The sequence below is a fragment of the Caulobacter soli genome (assembly GCF_011045195.1).
Classification (GTDB): Bacteria; Pseudomonadota; Alphaproteobacteria; order Caulobacterales; family Caulobacteraceae; genus Caulobacter; species Caulobacter soli.
Map to the genome: position 1 here is coordinate 390030 of NZ_CP049200.1, position 22871 is coordinate 412900.

Annotated in this window: 20 protein-coding genes; 16 read left to right on the forward strand and 4 right to left on the reverse strand. The window is 67.4% G+C overall.

The genetic code is table 11. From position 1 onward, the window contains the following. Window positions 1–53: 53 nt before the first annotated feature. Both G3M62_RS26215 and G3M62_RS26220 read left to right on the forward strand, forming a co-directional pair. Window positions 54–1121: a hypothetical protein gene (locus tag G3M62_RS26215; RefSeq protein WP_165191746.1), complete on the forward strand. Its 1068-nt coding sequence runs from the start codon at window positions 54–56 to the stop codon at window positions 1119–1121. Window positions 1122–1159: 38 nt separating this feature from the next. Further along, window positions 1160–1534, forward strand: coding sequence for a hypothetical protein (locus tag G3M62_RS26220; RefSeq protein ID WP_165191747.1), 375 nt, complete (start codon window positions 1160–1162; stop codon window positions 1532–1534). Window positions 1535–1651: 117 nt separating this feature from the next. Here G3M62_RS26220 and G3M62_RS26225 read toward each other — a convergent pair whose 3' ends face one another. Continuing rightward, window positions 1652–1936, reverse strand: coding sequence for a hypothetical protein (locus G3M62_RS26225; RefSeq protein WP_165191748.1), 285 nt, complete (start codon window positions 1934–1936; stop codon window positions 1652–1654). A gap of 556 nt (window positions 1937–2492) precedes the next feature. Between G3M62_RS26225 and G3M62_RS26230 the strand changes: the two genes are divergently transcribed. From G3M62_RS26230 to G3M62_RS26240, 3 genes are read left to right on the forward strand one after another with little or no spacing between them, the layout of a single operon-like run. Further along, on the forward strand, window positions 2493–3695 hold the full coding sequence (locus G3M62_RS26230; RefSeq protein ID WP_165191749.1) for a thiolase family protein: 1203 nt from the start codon (window positions 2493–2495) through the stop codon (window positions 3693–3695). Window positions 3696–3729: 34 nt separating this feature from the next. After that, window positions 3730–4926, forward strand: a complete 1197-nt coding sequence (locus tag G3M62_RS26235; RefSeq protein ID WP_165191750.1) for an acyl-CoA dehydrogenase family protein — start codon at window positions 3730–3732, stop codon at window positions 4924–4926. A gap of 2 nt (window positions 4927–4928) precedes the next feature. Next, window positions 4929–6053, forward strand: a complete 1125-nt coding sequence (locus tag G3M62_RS26240) for an acyl-CoA dehydrogenase family protein (RefSeq protein ID WP_165191751.1) — start codon at window positions 4929–4931, stop codon at window positions 6051–6053. A 93-nt stretch (window positions 6054–6146) separates the two neighbouring features. Here the strand turns inward: G3M62_RS26240 and G3M62_RS26245 are convergent, their stop codons facing one another. Continuing rightward, a complete protein-coding gene (locus G3M62_RS26245; protein ID WP_165191752.1) occupies window positions 6147–7376 on the reverse strand; it encodes a TetR/AcrR family transcriptional regulator in 1230 nt (409 codons plus the stop codon). A 193-nt stretch (window positions 7377–7569) separates the two neighbouring features. Between G3M62_RS26245 and G3M62_RS26250 the strand changes: the two genes are divergently transcribed. Beyond that, entirely contained in the window at window positions 7570–9636 is a 2067-nt protein-coding gene (locus G3M62_RS26250) for a 3-hydroxyacyl-CoA dehydrogenase NAD-binding domain-containing protein (protein WP_425483870.1), read from the forward strand. Window positions 9637–9740: 104 nt separating this feature from the next. Here the strand turns inward: G3M62_RS26250 and G3M62_RS26255 are convergent, their stop codons facing one another. After that, complete coding sequence (locus G3M62_RS26255; RefSeq protein ID WP_165191754.1) at window positions 9741–10655, reverse strand: LysR family transcriptional regulator; 915 nt, start codon at window positions 10653–10655, stop codon at window positions 9741–9743. A gap of 174 nt (window positions 10656–10829) precedes the next feature. Here G3M62_RS26255 and G3M62_RS26260 point away from each other — a divergent pair, with 174 nt between their 5' ends. Next, the gene (locus G3M62_RS26260) at window positions 10830–12008 is read left to right on the forward strand and encodes an acyl-CoA dehydrogenase family protein (RefSeq protein ID WP_165191755.1); all 1179 of its coding nucleotides are present in this window, start codon (window positions 10830–10832) and stop codon (window positions 12006–12008) included. Window positions 12009–12012: 4 nt separating this feature from the next. Continuing rightward, window positions 12013–12603 (forward strand): NADPH-dependent FMN reductase, encoded by a 591-nt coding sequence (locus G3M62_RS26265; protein ID WP_165191756.1) that lies wholly within the window; start codon window positions 12013–12015, stop codon window positions 12601–12603. 64 nt (window positions 12604–12667) lie between these two features. Here the strand turns inward: G3M62_RS26265 and G3M62_RS26270 are convergent, their stop codons facing one another. Beyond that, the gene (locus tag G3M62_RS26270) at window positions 12668–12964 is read right to left on the reverse strand and encodes a hypothetical protein (protein WP_165191757.1); all 297 of its coding nucleotides are present in this window, start codon (window positions 12962–12964) and stop codon (window positions 12668–12670) included. Between the two features lie 150 nt (window positions 12965–13114). Between G3M62_RS26270 and G3M62_RS26275 the strand changes: the two genes are divergently transcribed. The 8 genes from G3M62_RS26275 to G3M62_RS26310 all read left to right on the forward strand — a co-directional run bounded on the left by G3M62_RS26275 (window position 13115) and on the right by G3M62_RS26310 (window position 22857). Next, window positions 13115–14041 carry a VOC family protein gene (locus tag G3M62_RS26275; RefSeq protein WP_165191758.1) on the forward strand — a complete coding sequence of 309 codons (927 nt, stop codon included), beginning with the start codon at window positions 13115–13117 and terminating at the stop codon, window positions 14039–14041. A gap of 41 nt (window positions 14042–14082) precedes the next feature. Then, a complete protein-coding gene (locus G3M62_RS26280; protein WP_165191759.1) occupies window positions 14083–14940 on the forward strand; it encodes a fumarylacetoacetate hydrolase family protein in 858 nt (285 codons plus the stop codon). Window positions 14941–14945: 5 nt separating this feature from the next. Next, window positions 14946–16457, forward strand: coding sequence for a bifunctional 3-(3-hydroxy-phenyl)propionate/3-hydroxycinnamic acid hydroxylase MhpA (mhpA, locus tag G3M62_RS26285; protein ID WP_165191760.1), 1512 nt, complete (start codon window positions 14946–14948; stop codon window positions 16455–16457). After that, a complete protein-coding gene (locus G3M62_RS26290) occupies window positions 16454–17098 on the forward strand; it encodes a glutathione S-transferase family protein (RefSeq protein WP_165191761.1) in 645 nt (214 codons plus the stop codon). Before mhpA ends, G3M62_RS26290 begins: the two co-directional genes overlap by 4 nt. After that, a complete protein-coding gene (locus G3M62_RS26295) occupies window positions 17095–17784 on the forward strand; it encodes a TetR/AcrR family transcriptional regulator (protein WP_165191762.1) in 690 nt (229 codons plus the stop codon). The genes G3M62_RS26290 and G3M62_RS26295 overlap by 4 nt, the downstream gene beginning before the upstream one ends. Continuing rightward, window positions 17781–19346: an AMP-binding protein gene (locus G3M62_RS26300; RefSeq protein WP_165191763.1), complete on the forward strand. Its 1566-nt coding sequence runs from the start codon at window positions 17781–17783 to the stop codon at window positions 19344–19346. The genes G3M62_RS26295 and G3M62_RS26300 overlap by 4 nt, the downstream gene beginning before the upstream one ends. Window positions 19347–19476: 130 nt before the next feature. Then, complete coding sequence (locus tag G3M62_RS26305; RefSeq protein ID WP_165191764.1) at window positions 19477–20481, forward strand: amidohydrolase family protein; 1005 nt, start codon at window positions 19477–19479, stop codon at window positions 20479–20481. A gap of 240 nt (window positions 20482–20721) precedes the next feature. Further along, window positions 20722–22857 carry a TonB-dependent receptor gene (locus G3M62_RS26310; RefSeq protein ID WP_165191765.1) on the forward strand — a complete coding sequence of 712 codons (2136 nt, stop codon included), beginning with the start codon at window positions 20722–20724 and terminating at the stop codon, window positions 22855–22857. Window positions 22858–22871: the final 14 nt, after the last annotated feature.

The following is a 22871-nucleotide window of genomic DNA, read 5'->3' on the forward strand; positions in this document are numbered from 1 at the left end:
TGCATTCTCATTAGTACGCGACAAGGTAGAGCTTCTGAACGCTGCGGGGGCGCATGTCACAGTCCGAGGGTCTTAGGGTCGCAACCGCGGGGAAGGTCCTGGGCTGGTCGCTCGCCGCCGCCGCCTTGGCGGTCGCGATCATCTTCATGAGCGGCGGCGGTAGCGAGAACGGGTTTATCACCTTGCTCCTGGGCTGTGGCGTGCTTGGCGTGGTCATCGGCCTTGGCATGCTGGTCGTCGCCAGCCTCTCCAAGGTCGGACGCGCCATTGGCGGCGCGGTGAGTCTCCGCACGGACCCCGAGCGCATCATGCCGCTGGTCGCGGTCGCAGAGATCTTTGCCGATGACCGGGTCCCCCAGCCCACAGTAACTGCGCCTCCTGTCGAGGGGGCCTGGTTGAGCATTTCTCGGGACCTGGACGCTCTGAAGGGGCACGCCGCTTATCTGGACACCCTCAAGGGCCAAGCCGAAACCTGCGCCAATCAAGCCGTCAGCACCTTCACCGCCGATCGTGAAAAGCTCCGACACCAGCAGGGCCAGGTGCTCCGATGGGCCCATCGCGGCAAGCAGGCTTTGAAATGGGTCGAAGGTTTGGAAGGCCTTCGCGCCGATGCGTCCGGCTTGCCCCAGTTGGCGCGCTTGCGCCTGCCGCCCGCTCCGACCTATTTGACCCCCGCCCAGTTCGCGCGGAAATATTCCATTCTGCCGAGCAGCACCGGTCATGCGATGGGGCGTTTGATGGTCGCCAACGGCGGATTGGGCAATCCCACCAACATCGGCATGGCCGTCGCGGCGGCCGGCGTGCTGGCCTTGCGCGCCAAGAGCACGGTTTCCAAAGCCAAACGCGCCGTCGCCGACGCTCAAGGCGCGATCGGCGGCTTTTGCCAAGAGGCGCAATCCACCATTGCGTTGCTGGGGCGAGCCCACGAGGAGATGGTCGACGTTTCGGGTCGACTCAAAGCGGTTGAACGTGAAATCGAGGGCCTGATCATTGATGTGACGTCGCAGGTTTCCGCCCGCGTGGCTCTGTCGAACCTGTCGGCGGAGGGACGGTCCAAGGTGGCGCAGCTTTATTATTGGACGCTGGCCGCCGACCAGGTCGCGCGCCAGGCGCCGGCGTGAAAGACATGAAAACGCCTGCCCTTTCTCCGAGCCAGATCATGGTGCGTGACGCTCGCGGCCGCGCTGAGCCCCTCCCGTTCACCTTGAACAGCGCCGATGTCGTGACCCTGGCGATCGAGGCCCTGCAGCTGGCGAAACTGATCGCCACGGAGGCCCGGGACTTGGAAGCCATCAGGCTCGACCATGCCTTGAGAGCCCAACGCATGGGCCAACTGCATGACGAGATGATGCTGTTGATCGAGCGGGAATATCAGTCGCGCAGCCAGCAGGTGGCCTGCATCCACGATCTTGTGAAGCTGTTCATCGCGGCCGGTCAGTTCGAGGTCGCTCAGCAGGTCATGAACCGCCTGACCGACATCCTTGCCGTCAGTCCCCTGCAGATGGCCCTGCAATACCGCGCTCAGGGTCTGTGAGGATCAGCCCCGCGCCTGACGGACAGGAACGAACTAAGCGCGGTGGTCGAGAAGGAGAGGCGCTGGTCTTCCAGGAAAGACGGAGCGAGTCCGATCCGCCGGCCGGACCGACCGGCGTCATCGCTGGACTTCGTCGTCGCGCGGCCTTGGCGACGGTTCGGTCGGGGCCAAGGGGGCGGTTCTGGGCGTGAGGCAGGCGGTCGTGAATTTGCGTCCTATCGCCAGGCGCCCGACAGGATGAAGGGCGTCCAATAGAAGGTCGCCCAGGACGTAAAGGATGGCCGGGTCGAGCAGCGTAACGGCTATCTTTCGTTTCAGGATCGCCGCCAGTGCGTTGAGCGTATCGAGCACTTGCAACGGATCGCCGGCGTCTGACCTCCGGTCACGATGCGCGTCCAGCACGGCCGCTCCAGCTCATCGCGGGCTTGGGTCGGCCACTTGCGACCGTCGCCTGTTGAACGCGTCTTATGGCGCCAGCGCCGCCTTCTCCCGTTTGCAGGCGCCGGCTTGGCGCGCGAGCCGCAAGAGCAGGTCAGTCGGGATCAAGCCGTCGCCTCGACCAGCAGCGTGATCCCTGTCGACAGGGATCGGCGGAGATGCGGTCAAGGGCTGCGATTCGACATTCGACCTTCAAACCAGACGCCGCTGGCGGCCGCCCAAGGTCTCAAACGCGCCCATTCCACCCGCTCTGGGCGCCGATCCGCGTCGGGCCTTCCCCTGAAGGCGGAGGCTCGGTCGCACGTCTAAGCCCTACCCTAGCCTGCCCTGACGATCGGCCGTTCGGAGCGTCTCCGGGCGGGCCCGTTCGGCGCGGCGAGCGTCCAGTCGTTGCGCCGGGCGTGGGGCTGGAAGCATGGTGGTCATCAGAAAAATGAGTCTCGTTCTCCATTTTGTCCATTGAAATAGGCGATTTTCAAACGTACTGCGCTTACTAACAGGACGCTTCAGGAGGAAAACGATGCGGGAAGCTGTTATTGTCTCGACCGCGCGAACCGCCGTGGGCCGCGCCCATCGCGGCGCCTTCAACGACACCGAGGCCCCGGTCCTGGCCGCGCACGTGGTGCGCGCGGCGGTCACGCGCGCCGGCATCGATCCGGCCCGCATCGACGATCTGTTCATGGGAACGGGAAACCAGTGGGGCACCCAGGGTTACAACCTGGGCCGCCTGGCGGTGCCCGCCGCCGGCCTGCCCCAGAGCGTGCCCGCCTTCACCCTGGACCGCAAATGCGGCTCGGGCCTCACGGCCTTGGCCCTGGCGGCGCGGTCGATCATCGCCGGCGACATCGATGTCGCCGTGGCCGCGGGCGCGGAGTCGATCTCCCTGACGGTCAACGCCCACGCCCCGAGGTTCCGGGCGCGCTCGCAGGCGGTGATCGCCGCCGAACCCACGGCCTATATCCCGATGATCGAGACCGCCGAGATCGTCGCCGATCGCTACGGGATCAGTCGCGAGGCCCAGGACGCGTTCTCGGCCGAAAGTCATCGTCGCGCCGCGGCGGGCGTCGCCGCGGGTCGGTTCGCCGAGGAGATCGTGCCCCTGACCGTCGAGAAGGCGATCGTGGAGAAGGACGGGTCGATCTCGGGGCATCAGACCGTGACCCTGACCGCCGACGAGGGCATACGGCCGGACACCACGGCCGAGGGGCTGGCGGCGCTGAAGACCGTCTGGAAGGATGGCGAATGGGTCAAGGAAGGCCGTTTCGTGACGGCCGGCAACGCCAGCCAGCTGTCGGACGGCGCCTCGGCCCAGGTGGTGATGGAGCGGGCCGCCGCCGAACGTGAAGGCCTGGAGATCCTGGGCGTCTACCGGGGCTTCCAGGTGGCGGGCTGCGCGCCCGACGAAATGGGCATCGGACCGGTGCTGGCGATCCCCAAATTGCTCGAACGCGCCGGCCTGACCATCGACGACATCGGCCTGTGGGAGATCAACGAGGCCTTCGCCAGCCAGGTGCTCTACTGCCGCGACACCCTGGGCATAGATCCCGCCAAGCTCAATGTCGACGGCGGGGGCATCGCCATCGGCCATCCGTTCGGCATGACCGGAAGCCGGATCACCGGCCACGCCCTGATCGAGGGGCGCCGTCGCGGCGTCCGCTACGTCGTCGCCTCTATGTGCATCGCCGGCGGCATGGGCGCGGCGGGTCTGTTCGAGCTGGTCTGAGCGCCTCGCCCGCCTCTGTTTTCAAGGAGTTCTCGTGGATCTTTCATTTTCCCCTCAGGAAGAAGCCTTCCGCGCTGAAGTGCGCGCCTTCCTCGCCGCGAACCTGCCGCCGGAGCTGTCGGGCAAGGTCTGGGCGCGTCAGCGACTGAGCAAGGCCGACATGGAGCAATGGCACGCCATTCTCAACGCCCGGGGCTGGCTGGCCAGTCACTGGCCGACCCAGTGGGGCGGTCCAGGCTGGTCGGTGATCGAGCGCTTCATCTTCGAACATGAAGCGGCCCTGGCCAATACGCCGCGGATCGTGCCGTTCGGCGTCAACATGCTGGGGCCGGTGCTGATCAAGTTCGCCGCCGAGGCCCAAAAGCAAGCTTTGTTGCCCAGGATCCTCAACGGCGCCGACTGGTGGGCGCAAGGGTTCTCCGAACCGGGCGCGGGCTCGGACCTGGCCGGCCTGAAGACCACGGCGGTGCGCGATGGCGACCACTATGTCGTCAACGGCCAGAAGACGTGGACGACGCTGGGCCACTACGCCAACAAGATCTTCTGCCTGGTGCGCACCGACCCGACGGCCAAGAAACAGCAAGGCATCTCCTTCCTGCTCATCGACCTGGACGCCGAAGGCGTCCAGGTGCGCCCGATCATCACCTTGGACGGCGAGCACGAGGTCAACGAGGTGTTCTTCACCGACGTTCGGGTGCCGGTCGGCAATCTGGTCGGGGAGGAAAACCAAGGCTGGACCTACGCCAAGTATCTCCTGACCTACGAGCGCACCAACATCGCCGGGGTCGGCTTCTCGGACGCGGCGCTGGCTCGTCTCAAATGGATCGCCGAACGGCAGGTGCGCAACGGCCGGCCGCTGGTGGAGGACCCGTTGTTCGCCGCCCGCCTGGCCCGGGTCGAGATCGATCTGGAAAACATGAAAACCACCAACCTGCGGGTTCTGGCGGCGGTGGCCGGCGGCGGCGTGCCCGGCGCGGAAAGCTCGATGCTGAAGATCAAGGGCACCGAAATCCGACAGGAAATCACCAGCCTGACCCGCCGGGCGTTGGGCGCCTACGCCCAGCCGTTGACGCCCGAGGAGCTCGACGCCGGCTCCAACGCCGAACCGATCGGCCCCTCCTATGCGGCCGGCGTCGCCGCCGATTATTTCAACAATCGCAAACTGTCGATCTTCGGCGGTTCGAACGAGGTTCAGAAGAACATCGTCGCCAAGACCATCCTGGGGCTCTGAGCATGGACTTTTCCCATAACCAAGACCGGCAGATGCTGGCGCGGACCCTGGATCGCTTCATCGCCGATCGCTACGCGCCCGAGGTCCGCAACAGGGCCGCCTATGGCCCCGCCGGCTACAGCCCGGACATCTGGGGCCAACTGGCCGATCTGGGGGTGATCGGCGCGCTGGTGAGCGAGGCCGACGGCGGCTTCGGGGGCGCCGGCTTCGACATCATGGCGGTCTTTGAAAGCCTGGGGCGCGGCCTGGTCGCCGAACCGTTCCTGACCGCGCTGCTGGCCAGCCGGGCTCTGGGGTTGGGCGGAGGGCGCGCCGCGCTGATCGAGGCGATTGTCGCCGGACAGGCGATCGTGGCGTTCGCCCATCAGGAACCGGGCGACATCGGCGTTGGCCCAACGCTCGCGACCCTGGCGCGCCCGCTGGGCGAGGGCTGGCGCTTGACCGGCGCCAAGGCGGTGGTCGGGCATCTGGCGGCCGCCGGTTCGGTCCTGGTTTCGGCGCGGGTCGAAGGCGGCGATCCGGACGCGGTGAGTCTGTTTCTCGTGCCCACGGACGCGGTCGGCGTTCGCGTGCGCGGCTATGGCGACATCGACGGCGGCGGCTCTGGCGAGCTGACCCTGGAGGACGCCGTCCTGGGTGCGGACGCGCTGGTCGGAAAACTCCATGGCGCGGGTCCGATCCTCGAGGCCGCGCAGGCGTATGGCGCCCTGGCCCTGGCGGCCGAAGCGCTCGGAGCCATGGAGGTGGTCAAGGACCATACGGTCGAGTTTCTGCGCACCCGGTTCCAGTTTGGCGTGGCGATCGGCGGCTTTCAGGCCCTGCAGCACCGCATGGCCGATCTGCTGATCGAGATCGAGCAGGCCCGTTCGGCGGTGATCAATGCGGCGGCGGCGGTCGATGGCCCGCGTCTGGCGCGCGAGCGCGCGGTCTCGGCGGCCAAATACACGGTCGGCAAGGTGGGCGCGCGGGTCGCCGAGGAGGCGATCCAGATGCATGGCGGGATCGGCATGACCTGGGAGCTGCCGTTGTCGCACTACGCCAAGCGTCTGGTGATGATCGATCATCAGCTCGGCGACGAAGACCTGCACCTGGCGCGCTATATCGCCTTGAGCACCCAGACGGCCTGAGTCCCCGGGGGGACTGAGGCCGGCCCGACGGACCCATGACGAGACCAGGCCTGCAGCCGCGTCATGGGTCCGTCGGGCCAGACCTTGATCGGACTAATTCAGGACGCCTGTGAACAGAGGCTTGGCATAGGCGCTGGACGCCTCGTCCGGCGTGATGCCCGGCGCCCAGAGCGGCAGGTCGGCCGCGCCGTTGATCATCGCCGTCAGGATTTCGGCGGCGATGGCGGGATCGACGGGCCGCACGGAGCCGTCGATCATGCCGTCGGTGATCTGGCCGGCGAAATGGGCGGTCTGGCGGGCCATGGTCACCATCAGGTTTTGTCGACTGGCGGGCGGAGAGGCCGCCAGGGCCATGTAACGCAGCAAGGGTCCATGGTCGCTCAGTTGACGCCGCACCAAGGCGTCCCCTTCGGCCGCCAAGCGGTCCATCAGCGACGCGCCGGTCGTGACCGAGGCGCGCTGGGCGTCGTGAACGATCTGGAAGCTGCGGTCGAAACACTCGGCGACTAGGTCGTCCTTGGTTTCGTTGTGGTGATAGAAGGAGCCCTTGGTCACGTTCAGTCGAGCCGAGATCTTGTCGACCGACGCGCCTTGGAAGCCTTCGGCGTTGATCATCTCCGTCGCCACGCGCAGGAACGCCTCGCGGGACACGGCCGCGGGGTCGTAGACCAGCGCGTCGAAACCCTGCAACGGGGCCGGCGGCCAGGACAGGGCGGTCTTGGCGAAGCCCTCGATCAGCACGTCGGCCATGCGCTCGGCCGCGCGTGGATAGTCTTCAGGTTGGTAGCGCGCCGCCCAGGTGCGGGCCCACAACACCGTGGACAAGACCAGGTGGGTGCGCGCGTTCTCTTCCCGGCGCTCGAAGGCCGGGCCAGATATTGGCCGCAGCAACGCGCGCAGCGCGCGAAAGAGTTCGTTGAACGCGGCGTTGACCGCCTGCGCCTGCGGTCCCGTCAACGCCCGCATGTCATAGAAGTTGATCAACTCGGCCCGGCGGCCGGCGGCGATGTCGGCGAGAAGCTCGAAATATCCCGTCAGGAACGCGCGCAACCGCCGCTCCGGCGTGGCCTCCGCGGCGGCCCGGGCCAAGGGGGGAGCGAAGGCCTCGGTGCTTCGCATCAGGCAGGCCGCCGCCAGATCCTCCTTGCGCTTGTAATAGTAGGTCACGCTCTGGGTGATCAGGCCGACCGCCTGACCGACATCCGACAACGTCGCGCCCCGAAGGCCTTTTTCGTTGAACAGGCGCGCGGCCGCTTCGACGAGCGCCTCGCGTTTGAGCTCATAGCGGTCGGTCTGGCCGTCGGTCGTGGTTCGCCTGGTCATGGAGCCGCTCTAACAATTCACCGCCGACTAGAACAGCCTGTCGAACCCCGCCCTGCGCATCGGCCGCGCCGGGCCGGTCGAGCCCAGCGTCCGCAAGCTGGCGTTTGTCGCTCACCTTCGCTTGATTGAGACAAAGAGTATGGGCATTACTGCCGCAAAATAATGAGTCATAGGAAATTTTCAGATGCCCGTGATGTCTCCGGCCGCCGATCCTGTTTCGCTTCGCCGTGACCGTGAGGTTCGGATCATCACCATCGACAATCCGCCCGTGAACGCTTTGTCGACCGCGGTGCGGGCCGGCCTGGTGCGGGCCCTGCGGCAGGCCGCGGCCGATGACGCCGTCCAGGCGATCGTCCTGGTCTGCGCCGGGCGCTCGTTCATCGCCGGGGCCGACATCTCGGAATTCGGCAAACCGCCGCAGGCTCCGTCGCTGCCGGACGTCATCGCCGCCCTGGACGCCAGCCCCAAGCCGATCATCGCGGCCATCCAAGGCTCGGCGCTTGGCGGCGGCCTGGAGGTGGCCCTGGCTTGCCATTACCGGATCGCCGCGGCGTCCGCCCGCCTGGGGCTGCCGGAAGTCAAGCTGGGGCTGTTGCCCGGCGCCGGCGGCACGCAACGGCTGCCCCGGGCGGTTGGGGTGGCCACGGCGCTGGAGATGATCGCCCTGGGCGAGCCGGTGTCGGCGTCGGCGGCTTTGAAATCGGGTCTGATCGACCGGGTCGCGCAGGGCGAGGACTTGCTCGCCGACGCCGTCGCCTTCGCCCGTGAACAGATCGCCGCGGGCGCCGCGCCCCGCCGGCTCAGCGCCGCGCCCGCGCCGCTGGCCGAGGCGGCGGTGTTCGAGGCTTTTCGCAAGACGCATGCGCGACGTTTCCGTGGGTTCGCCGCGCCGGCGGCCTGTATCGAGGCGGTGGAGGCCTCCGCCCGGCTGCCGTTCGCCGACGGCGTCGCGCAGGAGCGCTCCCTGTTCCTGGGCCTTTTGAGCGGAGACCAGTCAGCGGCCCAGCGCCATGTGTTTTTCGCCGAGCGCACCGCCGCCAAGGTTCCGGGCCTGCCCGCCGACGCCGCGCCCCGCCCCATCGGCCGGGTCGGGGTGATCGGCGCGGGCACCATGGGCGGGGGCATCGCCATGAGCTTCCTCAACGCTGGCCTGCCGGTGGTGATCGTCGAGGCCAAGCCCGAGGCGCTCGAGCGCGGTCTGGCGACGATCCGGGCGACCTACGAGGCGGCCGCGGCCAAGGGGCGGCTTTCGCCGGAGGCCCTGGAGGCGCGGCTGGCGGCGCTGAGCGGGGCCTTGTCCTACACGGCCCTGGCCGATTGCGATCTCATCGTTGAGGCCGTGTTCGAGGACATGGCGGTGAAGAAAAGCGTATTCGCCCAGCTCGACGCCGTCGCCAAGCCCGGCGCGATCCTGGCCTCCAACACCTCCTATCTCGACCTGGACGAGATCGCCGCCGCCACCGGCCGTCCCGAAAGCGTGGTCGGGCTGCACTTCTTCTCGCCCGCTCACATCATGAAGTTGCTCGAGGTGGTGCGCGGCGCGAAGACCGCCCCCGATGTCGTGGCCACGGCGATGCAACTGGGCAAGACCCTGGGCAAGGTCGCGGTTCTGGTGGGGGTGTGCTTTGGCTTCATTGGCAACCGCATGCTCGCCCAACGCCAGCGCGAGGCCACCAAGCTGGTGCTGGAAGGCGCCCTGCCCTGGGATGTCGACCGTGTCCTGTATGATTTTGGCCTGCCGATGGGGCCGTTCGCGATGTCCGACCTCGCCGGCCTGGACCTGGGGTGGTCGCGGGAAACCTCCAAGGGCGAGACGTTGCGCGAACGGCTCTGCGAACGGGATCGTCGCGGCCAGAAGACCGGCGCGGGCTACTACGACTATGACGCCGCGCGTCGTACCACCCCGTCCGCGGTCACCGAACAGATCATCCTGGACCTGTGCCGCGAACAGGGCCGGGAGCGCCGGTTGATTTCCGATCAGGAGATCTTGGAGCGCTGCCTGTTTCCGATGATCAACGAGGCGGCCAAGATCCTGGAGGAGGGCATCGCCCTGCGCGCCTCCGACATCGATGTGGTGTGGGTCTCGGGTTATGGCTGGCCGACCTATACCGGCGGTCCGATGTATTGGGCTGACAAGATTGGCCTGAAGACCGTCCTGGCGGGGCTGAAGGATCATGCCCAGGCTTTGGGGCCGGAGGCGGCGCCCGCGCCGCTGCTCGAGCGCCTGGCCGGCGCGGACGGGCGTTTCGCCGACCTCTAGCGGGGCGACGGTCGTCGACGCCCGCGGCCGGTCGGCGCGGGTGTCGGGCTGGCATGCGCTAGCGGTCCCACCGGCTATGGGCGCGTGACGCGCGCCGTCCTTGGCTAGATTCCCTTCGCGGCGAGGGCGACAACCTCGCGAAACCAGGCGTGAGCGTCGTCGGAATTCCGGTTCGGCGCCCAAAAAAGCGCGATGTCGAGCGTCGCGGCCGGCGTCGGCGGGGGCAGGACCTCCAACCCGGCGAGGTCTTCGAACCGTCGGGCCAGACGCTCCTGCACCATCGCCAAGGCCGAGGTCTCGCCGACCATGAAGGTCAGCGCCGCGAAGCTCGAGCAGGTCAGCACCGTGGAGCTCGCGGTTTGGCGGCGAGGCTGCAGCAAGCTGTTTTGATCACCATCCAAGGTAGGGCCAGGTTGGTATCGCACATGGGCCGCGGCCTTGAAGGCTTGCGGGCCGATGCGCCCGTCGACGATCGCCGGATGCCCCCGCGCGGCTATGCAGACGAGCTCTTCCTGAAACAGCGTGCGGGCGCGCAGGCCCTCGACGGGAACATACGACCGCGGGGCGATGATCGCGTCGAGCTTGCCAGCGAGCATGTCGCCGACGCAGTGCTCGGTCAGGTCGACCAGCTCCAGGCGCACATGCGGGGCGTCGCGCTCGAGTATCTTGAGGATCGCCGGCATCAGGACGAAGGCGGCATAATCGGCGGTGCCGAGCATGAACCGGTCCGTGGCGACAGCGGGGTCGAACGCGTCTCGCGCCACCGTCCGCTCGATTTGCGCGATCAGGGCGGCGATCTTGGGTTTCAGGGCCTCGGCGCGGGGCGTCATCTGCATTTGCCGGCCGACCAGGACCAGAAGCTCATCGCCCAGCGCCGTGCGCAGGCGTTTGAGCGCGCTGCTGGCGGCCGACTGGGTGATGTTCAGCTGGACGGCCGCCCGCGTCACGTTCTGCTCGCGCAACAACGCATCCAGTACGACCAGCAGATTGAGGTCCAACCCGTTGAGACCCATCGCCATCCCCCCATCGATCCGCGTTTGTCGGCGGCAATCCATAAACCAAATTAATACAAGAGAGTAATGTCATCAATTTCACAACTGGGATTGCGGCGCCTAGTCTGGGATCAACCAAGGATCGCGCGGACCTCGAAGCTCCACCGGTCGCAAATCAAACAGGATGAGGAAGCCGCGCACATGGCCTACGACATGTCTCCGCACTATTCGATCGACGCCGCCCTGGTGGAGCGCGCGCGCGGACTGCAAGAGGGCCTGAAGGCCAACTACAAGCGCGGCGACGAAGATCGACGCCTGCCCGAGGCCAATTTCGAGAGCCTGAAGCAAGCCGATCTGCTGCGGGTCCTGGTGCCTCGCCGGCTTGGCGGACATGGCGCCAAGATGACCACGCAGCTGGCCGTGGCGGCGGCGGTGGCCAAGGGCTGTCCCGCGACGGCCTGGGTGCAGTCCCTGATCAACATCACTACCTGGGCGATGACCGCTCTGCCTGATGCGGGTCAGCAGGAGGTGTTTCTGGGCGAAGAGCGTCCGTTCGTCTGCGGCGTCCTAACCCCTGGGGGCGCGGCTCGCCCGACCGACGGCGGCTATCTGGTGACGGGCAAGTGGCCCTACGCCTCCGGATCCTATCACGCCAACTGGGGCACGGGCGGGGTGATGATCCTGGACGACCAGGGGATGGCGACCGGCGTTGGTACGGCCTGCATGCGGATGAGCGACCTTACGATCCAGGACACCTGGAAGGTGGTGGGCATGCGCGGGACCGGCAGCAACACCCTGGTGGCCGAGGATGTCTTCATTCCGCACGGGCGTCTGCTTCAAGTCGCGGCCCCGAACAAGAAGCTCGATTCCGAAGAAGCGGCGGACCATTGGCCGGTTGGCGCGGCGCTGTCGGTGGTGCTGGTGGGGCCTCTGCTGGGCATGGCCGAGGCCGTGCTCGAGCTCGTCGTCGCCAGCGCCGAGAAGAAGGGCTTCGCCTACACGACGTTCCCGCGCCTGGTCGATTCCCACGTGGCCATGCGCGACATCGGTCAATCGGCCTCAGAGATCCACGCGGCCAAGCTGCTGGCCTTCGACGCGGCCGCGACGATCGACGCGGGAGGCCCCGGGGTCGAGGTCAGCGTGTTCGAGCGCAATCGACTGCGCGCCGCCTGCGGTCATGCCTGCGCCCTGCTCAGAACCGCCGTTGATCGCCTGGTCTCGGTGTCCGGCGCCTCGTCCTTCGCCGAGGCGAGCCTGGTGCAGCGCTACTGGAAGGATCTGAACGTCGCTTCGCGGCACGCCTTCCTCGGCACCGAGCAATCGTTCGAGCAGTTTGGCCGCTCGCTCGTCGGCTCCAGCGACATCTTTGTTGTGGTCTAGGCCGATGTCGTCAGCACCGCCCCTGATCGTCGGCTTTGGCGGGACCACTCGCCCCGGCTCCACCACCGAGCGGCTGGTCTCGGCCGTGCTGGACCGCTGCGCCGCGCTGGGCGCCGAGGTCCAGTTGTTTGGCGGGGCGTTTCTGTCCGCCCTGCCCCACTTCGCCCCCGATGCGCCGGCGCGCACCGCCGAGCAGATCCGGTTCGTCGCCGCCGTGCGCCGCGCCTCGGGTCTGGTGATCGGTTCGCCGGGCTATCACGGCGGGATCTCGGGCTTGGTGAAGAACGCGATCGATCTGCTGGAGGACACGCGCCTGGACGCGCGTTGCTACTTCGACGGCTTGCCGGTCGGATTGGTGGTTTCGACGGCGGGCTGGCAAGCCGGCGGCGTCACGCTGTCGTCCATGCGCGATGTCGTGCACGCCTTGCGCGGGTGGCCCACCCCCGTCGGCATCAGCGTCAACACGGTGGCGCAACGTCCGTTTCTCGACAGCGGGGATTTGGACGAAGCGATCCTGGGCGCGGTGGAGGAGCAGGCTCGTCAGCTCATGCGTCTGGCGCCGCTGGCCGGCCGTCTGCAGGTCGATGCGGCCTAGTCCGACCCGGACCCGGCGCGCGAGCGCCGCCCCCTCGCGTGTCGCGAGGGGGCGGCGTCGTTTCCTAGGCGCGCTCGCCCGAGAACGGGAACGAGCCGAAATTGCCCGCCTTCACCTGACCGGCGATCTTGTCGCCGTCCACGGCGCCGACGAATTCGAGCGTCATCGGAAAGGGCGTGGTGACCGCCACCTTCCAGGACACGTCGCCGCCGCTGACCTTGCCGTCGGTGATGTTCTGGGTCCCGGCCTGGCCGACCGCTGTGCCGGTCAGCGTCTCGCCGTTGGCCGCGAGCGTCACGACGCTCTTCTGCGCGCCCATGGGCGAGTTGACCGTGATGTTCCAAACGCCGTCTGCAGCCATGGTGTGTCTCCTCTTATGACTATACGGTCATATTATAGAAGGACTGATCTCGATCAAGCTGGTTGAGATCAGGAAATATTTCCCCTTGCGCCGTCGGCGCGATAGCACATAATGACCAAACGGTCATTTCAAGAACCGCGGGAGGACGCCATGAGCGCCATTAAGGTCGACGAGGTCGCATATGTGCGCTTCCAGGTCCCCGACCTCAACGAGATGCGCGGCTTTCTCGCCGACTTCGGGTTGCTGGAAGTCGAGCACGAAGGCTCTCGCCTGTACGCCCGCGGGCACGGTCCCGCCCCCTTCCTGCACGTTTCCGAGCCCGGCGAGCCGGGCTTCGCCGCCTTGGGCCTGAGAGCCTCCAGTCTTGAGGATCTCCATCGTCTGGCCGCCGCCGAGGGCGTCCTGGCCCAGCCGCTTGACGCCCCGGGCGGCGGCGAATTCATCAGCCTGCGCGATCCGGACGGCCATGTCGTCGAGGTGGTCGCCGGCCAACAGCCGTCTTCACCCCTTCCCTTGCCGTCCCGCGACGCCTGGAACTACGCCGACGAACGCGGTCGCCTGCGGCGCGTCAAGCGCGTCAGCCCAGGCGCGGCCCACGTCGCGCGCCTGGGCCACTGCGTGCTCAACGTCTCGGACTTCCGCGCCTCCGAGCGATGGTACAAGGACCGCTTCGGCTTCATCACCTCCGACGAGATCGCCTTGTCGCCGGAGTTCTCGATCGGCGCGTTCATGCGCCTGGATCGCGGCGACACGCCGACCGACCACCACGCCCTGTTCCTGGTGCAGAGCCCCAGCGGCCCCGGCTTCAACCACGCCGCCTTCGAGGTGGCCGACCTGGACGACCTGATGGCTGGCCACGCCACGTTGAAGGCCGCGGGCCGCAAGCAGGAATGGGGCGTGGGCCGCCACATCCTCGGCAGCCAGGTCTTCGACTACTGGCGCGATCCCTGGGGTCACACGCTGGAGCATTGGACCGACGGCGATCAGTTCACCGCCCAGGACGGTTCCAACACCGCCACGATCCAAGACTTGCTCGGCGTTCAGTGGGGGCCGTCCGCGCCCCCGACCATGGCCTAGCGCTTCTCCAAACTCCCCGGCCCATCCCAGGAAAGACCCGCATGAAACTCGCCACCTTCGAGTTGGGCGCCGCGCCCGAACTGGGCGCCGTCGTCGGCGACCGCATCGTCTCGATCTCGCGCGCCGCGCCGCGCCTGGCCGCCGACATGATCGAGCTGATCAGCCGCTGGCCGCAGATCAAGGGCGAGGCCGAGGCCATCGCCAAGGCGGCTGTCGACAGCTTCGCGCTCGATGCGGTCCATCTGCTGGCCCCGATCCGCCGACCGGGCAAGATTTTCGCCATTGGCCTGAACTACGCCGACCACATCGAAGAGAGCAAGATGGAGACGCCCGAACACCAGGTGTGGTTCACCAAGGCCTCGACCTCGACCAACGGTCCGTACGATCCGATTCTGATCCCCAAGCCGATGGGTTTCGTCGACTACGAGGCCGAGCTGGTGGCGGTGATCGGCGCGGGCGGCAAGCACATCGCCAAGGATGCGGCCAAGGACGCGATCTTCGGCTATTGCGTCGGCAACGACGCCACCGAGCGCCGGTGGCAGCATCGTGTTCCGCAGTGGTCGTTGGGCAAGTCGTTCGACAGCCACGCGCCCTTCGGTCCCTGGATCACGACCGCCGACGAGATCGCCGATCCTCACGCGCTGGGCATCCGCGCCTTGGTCAATGGCGAGACGCGCCAGAACTCCAACACCGCCAATCTGGTGTTCGACGTGTTCGCGCAGGTCGAGCACCTATCCCAGGCCATGACCCTGGAGCCGGGCGACCTGCTGTTCACCGGCACCCCCGGCGGGGTCGGCGCGGCCATGGACCCGCGCCAGTTCCTCAAGGACGGCGACCGCGTTCGCGTCGAGATCGACGGCCTGGGCCATATCGACAATCCCTGCGCGACCGAGGCCTGAGCCCGATGGCCGAGGCCGATTTCGATGTCCTGGTGGTCGGCATGGGCCCGGTCGGGGCCATGCTCGGGGCCCTGCTCGCCCGGGCGGGCGTCAAGACCCTGGTGATCGACAAGGACACCGAAGTTTATCCTCTGCCGCGGGCGGCGCACTTCGACCATGAGATCATGCGGCTGTTCCAGCAGATCGGGATCGCCGACGAGGTTCGCCCGCACGCCCGCCCGGCGCCGGCCTACGAGTTTCGAACCGCCGACGGCCAGATCCTGATGAGCTTTGACCTGAGCGGCGAGAATCCGTCGGGCTGGGCCACGGGCTATATGTTCCACCAGCCCGGCGTCGAAAACGCACTGCGCGCCCGGCTGCAGGCCGCCGAGCGCGCCGATGTCCGCCTGGGCTGTCGCCTGGACGGCCTGGCCCAGGACGAAAACGGGGTCACCGCGACCCTGACGTCCTCGCAAGGGACGGTCAACGTGCGCAGCCGCTATGTGGTCGGTTGCGACGGCGCGGCCAGTCAGACGCGGCGGCAAGTCGGGATCGAACTGGACGACTATCAATTCGACGAGCCCTGGCTGGTCATCGACGCCAAGACCTCGCAGGGCTCGACCTTGCCCAAGGTCAGCCTGCAGATCTGCGATCCGGCCCGACCGGTCACCTGCGTGCCGATGGGGCCGGGACGCCATCGTTGGGAATTCATGCTGCTGCCGGGCGAGACGCCCGAAGCGGTGCTCAGCGACGACTTCATCCTGCCCAGGATCGCCCAGTGGAATTGCGGCGAGATCACGTTGGAGCGGCGAGCCGTCTATCGCTTCCATGGCTTGGTGGCGCAACGATGGCGGGTCGGCCGCGTGCTGCTGGCCGGCGACGCCGCCCACCAGATGCCGCCTTTCGCGGGCCAGGGCATGTGCTCGGGCATGCGAGACGCCGCCAACCTGGCCTGGAAACTCAAGGCGGTGCTGCGTGACGGGGCGGACGAGGCCTTGCTCGACACCTACCAGGCCGAACGCGAGGCCCACGTCCGCGGCATCGTCAATTTCGCGATCGGCATGGGTCGCGTGATCTGCACCCTGGACGCCGACGCCGCGGCGATGCGCGATCAGACCATGCTGGCCCAACGGGCCGCCGGCGGCCCTGGGCTGCCCGCGCCGTCCACGCGACTGTCCGGCGGATGCCTGATGGCCGGGCAGGACGTATCGGGCGTCATCTTCCCCCAGCCGTGGATTGGCGCTGCGCCCGACGGGGTCGGCCTGGACGATCTGTTGGGCGACGGCCCGTGGCTGATCAGCCGCTCGACCCCGGGTGCGGCCGAGGCGGGTCTGCTCGCCATCTCCACCACCGACCCCTTTCTGGCGGCCGTGCGCAGACCTTTGGAGGCCTGGCTCGACGCCCAGGGCGCCGACGCGGTTCTTGTGCGTCCCGATCGCTACGTCTTTGGCGTCGGAGCGCCAACCGTGCTGCGGGAGGCCTGGCTGCGGGCGCTCTCGGCTTCTTCTCGCTCCCCTGTTTCGGAACCGGCTCGATGACCCTGACCCTGTTTCATGCTCCGCTCAGTTGCTCGCTCGCCTCGCGGCTGGCGCTGTTGGAGTCCGGCCTGCCGCACGAGATCAAGGTTGTCCACACCACCAGGGGCGAGAACCTCACCGAGGCCTACGCGCGGATCAATCCGCGCCGCAAGGTGCCGGCCCTGGTGACCGCCGAGGGCGTGATCACCGAGTCGACCGCGATCCTGCCCTACATCGCCGATCGGGCGCCGGAGCGGGCCTTGCTGCCGTCGCCGGGGACGTACGCGCGAGCGCAAGCTCAAGCCTGGCTCGGTTTCCTGTCGAGCACCGTCCACGCCGCCTTTTCCCCCGCCTTGTTCCCGGAACGGATCGTCAGCGAGCCGGCGGCGGCCGAGGCCCTGCGCGCCAGCGCCCTTGAGACTCTGGTCAAGGCGCTGACGGAGCTGGACAGCCATCTGTCCGACCGGCAGTTCCTGCTCGAGGCCTTCAGCCTCTGCGACCTCTATGCTCTGGTCTTCAGCCTGTGGCGCGGCGCGCCCGCCCTCGCCGGCCGTCTGCCGGCCCTGGTCCACCTCGACGCCTATCAAATGAGACTGATGGGGCGGCCGGGTCTGATGCCGATCATCGGCGAAGACATGGCCGCGCGCGCGGCCGCCGCATGACCACGGCCGCGCCCCGCACGCCCAAGCGCGGCGCTGGGACGCGCACGTCGCTGGTGGCGGCCGGTCGGCGACTGCTGTCGGCTCGGTCCGCCGACGCCGTGGCGATCGACGACATCGTCCAATCGGCTCAAGTCTCCAAGGGCAGCTTCTACACCCACTTCGCCGACAAGCAGGCCTTGATCGGCGAGATCAGCCGCGAGATTCGCGCCGGCCTCGAGCAGGCCGTCGCGCACGCCAACGCCGACGTGGCCGATCCCGCGCGGCGCGTGGCCAGGGGCGTGTGCGTCCACATTCGTTATGCGATCCAGGAGCCCGAGCGGGCCCGCGTCCTGTTGCGGCTGCAGCACCAACAGGCTTCGCTGACGGCCCCGCTGAACCAGGGCCTCGTCGACGACCTGTCGACGGGCCTGGCGCAAGGCCGCTTCCGCGGCGTCGACCTCGAAGCGGGCATGGCGTCGGTTCTGGGCGTGGCGCAGAGCGCCTTGGCGCGCGCCGTCGAGCGTCCAAGCCCGAACCTGGCCACGCCGCTGGCCCAACAGATTTGCACGATGCTGCTGCGCGGCCTCGGCGTCGACGGCGCCGAGGCCGAACAGCTCGCCGCCCAGGCGGCGGACGCGATCGTGCGCAACGACCCAAGCGACCGCCGCCGTTTGTCCTCAATGCTTCCAAACCGGATTTCGTCATGACCCACGCCCCGCTGTCGCCGTTCGAAGGCTGGGACATCAGGACCCTGATCGACCGGCGCGCCGCCGCCCATGGCGAGCGGACCTGGATGACCTGGGAGCCCTTCGAGGGCGAGGCGCGCGCCTGGACGTTCGCGACCTTCCGCGAGGCGGTCCGACGCTTCGCCGCGGGGCTGCAGACGCGGGGCGTCGCGCCGGGACAACGGGTGCTGGTTCACCTGGACAATTGCGCCGAGGGGGTGATCGCCTGGCTTGGCTGCGCCTATGCCGGCGCGGTGCCAGTGACCACCAATTCCAAGTCCAGCCGAGACGAGATCAGCTATTTCGTGGACCATAGCGACGTCGTCGGCGCGGTCACCCAGCCGAAATTCGTCGATCTGCTGCGAGCCGCCGCGCCCGATCTGCCCTGGTTGGTCGCCACCGAGACCGACAACGGCGCGCCGGCGGCGGCGTTCTCGGCGGCCGCCGAGCCGTTCGGCGCCGTCGACGCCGATCCGGCCTTGCTGGTCGAACGTCCTCACGACCCCTGGGCGCCGTTCGGGATCCAATACACCTCGGGCACGACCGCGCGTCCCAAGGCCGTGCTGTGGACCCACGCCAACGCCCTGTGGGGCGCCCGGGTCAGCGCCATGCATGAGGACCTGCGGGCGGACGACGTCCACCTTGTTCACCTGCCGCTCTTCCACACCAACGCCCAGGTCTATTCGGTCCTAGCCTCCTTGTGGGCGGGCGCCGGCGTCGTGCTGCTGCCCAAGTTCTCGGCCTCGCGCTTCTGGCCCTTGTCGCTCAAGCACGGCTGCACCTGGACCTCGATGGTGCCGTTCTGCTTCCGCGCCCTGATGGAACATCCGGTGCCGGACAAGCATCAGTACCGGTTCTGGGGCTCCCCGGTCTGCGACATGCCCTTCGACGCGCACTTCCGCGTTCGGAGCCTGGGCTGGTGGGGCATGACCGAGACGATCACCCACGGCACGGTGGGTTCGACCGATCTGGCCGATGCGCCCCGGTCGATGGGCCGTCCCTCGCTGGCCTATACGATTCATGTCCTGGATGACGCCGGAAACCCGGTGCGCCCCGGCGAGGTCGGCGATCTGCTGATCGCCGGCCAACGGGGCCTGTCGTTGTTCGCCGAGTACGTCGGCGATCCGGCGGCGACGGCGGCGGCGTTCCGCGAGGACGGCCTTTTCGTCACCGGCGATCGCGTGCGGCTGGGCGAGGACGGCTGGCTCTATTTCGCCGACCGCTCCAAGGACATGCTCAAGGTCGGGGGCGAGAACGTCGCCGCCTCCGAGATCGAACGGGTCATCGGCTCGGTGGCGGGCGTGGCCGAGGTGGCGATCGTCGCCAAGAAACATCCCATGCTCGACGAGGTGCCCATCGCCTTCGTGATCCCCCGTTCCGGTGAGGCCGAGGGGCTGGCCGAGCGGATCATGGCCGTATGCGCCGACAGCCTCAGCGCCTTCAAGCATCCGGCCGAGATCCGCTTGGTCGACAGCCTGCCGCGCTCGACCCTGGAGAAGGTCGCCAAGGCCGAGTTGCGCACGCTGCTGGCGACGGAGGCTTAGCGCGGCTATGTCCGATCCGTCCCACGGTCCAAATCGCCGGTTGGTCGCCTCGATGATCGCGGCCAGCCTGGCTACGCCCGCCCAGTCCAAAGATTCTGTATCCCAAGCCCCCAAGGTCAGGACGCCGACCATGACGACTTCCGCTCCCAACCCAACGCCGACCGACGCCCGCGTCATCGATCGCATCGACGTCCACGCCCATTTCGTCCCGGATTTCTACGCCCAGGCGCTGCGGGACGCAGGACATGGCCAGCCCGACGGCATGCCGTTCATCCCGACCTGGAGCGCCGAGGAGGCCTTGAAGGTCATGGACGGCCTGGGGGTCCAGACCGCCATGCTCTCGATTTCTTCCCCGGGCGTGCATTTTGGCGACGACGCCAAGGCGCGCGACCTGGCGCGACGCGTCAATGACGAGGGTCATCGGGTGCGCCAGGCCCACCCTTCGCGCTTTGGCCAGTTCGCCGCCCTGCCCCTGCCCGACGTCGAGGGCGCGATCGCCGAGGCGGTCTACGCCTTTGATCACCTGCAGGCGGACGGCGTGCTGTTGGAGACCAACGCCAAGGGCGTCTATCTGGGCGATCCCAAGCTTGAGCCGCTCTACGCCGAGCTCGATCGCCGCCACGCGGTGATCCTGATCCACCCGACCTCGCCCGCCTGCATCTGCAATCCGCGCCTGGCGGCGACCTTCCCGCAGCCGGCCCTGGAATTCATGTTCGAGTCCACGCGTTCGGTCACCGACATGATCATCGCCGGGGTCCTGGCGCGCTACCCCAACCTGCGCATCATCGTGCCGCACGCCGGCGCGGCGCTGCCGGTTCTGCTCAATCGCATCGAACTGATGTCGATGCTTTACAAGACCCCCGACGGCAAGCCCGCGCCCTCGGTCCGCGACGCGGTCAAGACCCTGCACTTCGACATCGCCGGATCGCCCGTGCCGTCGCAGCTGACGGCTCTGCTCGAGGTCGCCGACCCTGGCAAGATCCACTACGGCAGCGACTATCCGTTCACGCCGGCCATCGGCTGCGAATTCCTGGCGCGGCGGTTCGAGGGCGCGGAGACCATCGGCCAGGATCTGCGACAGGCCATTTTCCGCACCAACGCCCTCAGGCTGTTTCCGCGCCTCGGAACAAGCTGAACGCGATAAATAATGACCACTTGGTCATATTGTTCCGGGTGTTTCGCCCTTACCTCGAGAAAACAGGAAAACTTGTCATATAGAAAATGACCAAACCGTCCATTTCGCGCTTGCGCGGCTGGAGTGTCTCCCATACTGTATCCGTCAATAATCAAGAATGCAGATGGGAGGATACGAATGCGTATTCGCAAGCATTGCGTGCGGCTGGTCGCGCTCTTTACGTCATCGGCGCTAGTTGGAATGCCGGTCTTTGCTTTGGCTCAAACCGCCTCCCCGACGGATGGTGACGATTTCAAGATCGAGGAAGTGGTCGTCACGGCGCGCAAGCGGTCCGAGACCGTTCAGGACGTGCCCGCCAGCGTCGGCGTGGTCAGCGCCGAGGCCCTGGTCGCCAAGGGGGCGGTGAGCCTGACGCAACTGCCGGCCGTGGCGCCGGGCGTCAACATGACCAAGTCGCCCAGCTCCAACGAGTTTGGCGTGACCATTCGCGGACTGGGTTCGTCGCCGGGCAACTCCTCGTTCGACAGCTCCGTCAGCCTGTTCGTCGATGGGGTCTATGCTCCGCGCAATCGCGAATTCGCCGCGGCGATGTTCGATATCGACCGGATCGAGGTCATTCGCGGCACTCAGGCGGCTCTGCTGGGCAAGAACACCAGCCTGGGCGCGGTCAACATCATCACCCGTCGTCCGGGCAATGCGTTGGCGGCGGATCTGCGCGTGGCGCGCGAGTTCGAGGTCGGCGGAAACCTGGTTTCCGGCGGCGTCGACCTGCCGGTGTCCGACACCTTCAAGCTGCGACTGTCAGGCCAGTACACCGACAGCGACGGGCCGGTGAAGAACGTGGTCACGGGCAAGACCGCCGTGCGGCTGCAGGACGCGGCCCTGCGCGCGGTGGCCACCTGGAAGCCCACCGATCGCCTGGATGTGACCTTGTTCGCCCAGCGCGATCGGGTCGACAACGACGGCACGCCCGCCGAGTTCGTCGCCACGACCGGCGTGCCCGAACTGCTCCAGGCCCGGGCCGGGGCCCCCGGCACGATCGACACCAAGCTGGATTGGAAGAACGCCGCCAGCTCGCCCAACAGCGGCGGCGAACAGGCCGGTCAGCTGATCTCGACCCGCTACGCCGCGACGATCAACTACGATCTTAACGGCTATACGCTGACGGCGATCACCGGCGTGTCGAAGATGGTCAATCGCTCGCACGACGACTACGACTTTCAGGCTGGCGACTATTTCTACGGAACCGGCAATGAGATCGGCAAACAGTTCACGCAAGAAGTGCGTCTGGTCTCGCCGGCCAACCGCCCGTTCAACTACATCGTCGGGGCGCTGTACCTCGACGGGTCGCTCGACATCGATTCCACCCGGATCGCCAACTACCCGTTCGGCCCCGCGCCGGGCGTGAACGTCGCCGGGGCCTTCGCCCAAACCTTCGATCAGGACACCAAGGCCGTCTCGCTGTTTGGCCAGGGGGTCTACAAACTCACCGATCGCCTGCGCGCCCAGGCGGGCCTGCGGTGGACCAGTGAGGACAAGGACGTTGATCTGTCACGGAAGATCACCACGCCTGGCCTGCTCAGCACCGTGCTCTATCCGCCGTACGCGCCCTTCTCCAGGAGTCACGACGAGAAGAATCTCGATTACTCGGCGGGGCTGCAATACGATCTTTCGAGCAACGCCAATCTCTATGTCTCTTATGGCCAGGGCACAAAGAGCGGCGGTTTCGCCAGTTCGGTGTCCCTGCTCGACAAGGCCGAGTACGACAAGGAAGTGGCGCACACCGCCGAGATCGGTCTGAAGCTCCAGGGCGAGGGGCGGCGCTGGGTGTTCAATGTCGCCGGCTTCAACACCAAGGTCGACGACTTCCAGCTGGTGACCTTCACCGGCGCGCAGTTCGACATCGGCAACACCGATCTGCGAAGCCGCGGCGTCGAGGTGGAAACCTACTGGTATCCTGTGCGCGGCCTGCGCCTGTTCGCCAACGGCACCTATGCCGACGCCAAGGACCTGAAGACCGGCGCGGTCCCGCCGCTGGCGCCCAAACTGACCGCCAGCGCGGGTTTTGCCTTCAGCACGCCGATCTCCGAAGCGCTGGAGTTGAAGTTGGACGGATCGGTCGACCATCGCTCCAAGCGCTACTACCAGCGCGATACGGCGTCGGCCCCGGCCGGCGAGGCGTTCACCACCCTCAACGCCGGCGTGGCCATCGCCGCGAGCGATGCGCGCTGGGAACTGCGGCTGATCGGTCGAAATCTGACCAACGAGAACGCGCTCAGCTTCTCCTTCCCCACCCCGATCGTTCCGGCGGGCAATTACAGCGGGATCTCCGAGCAGCCGCGGACCGTGGCGCTGCAACTGAGCCTGAAATACTAGGCCGAAAGCCATGG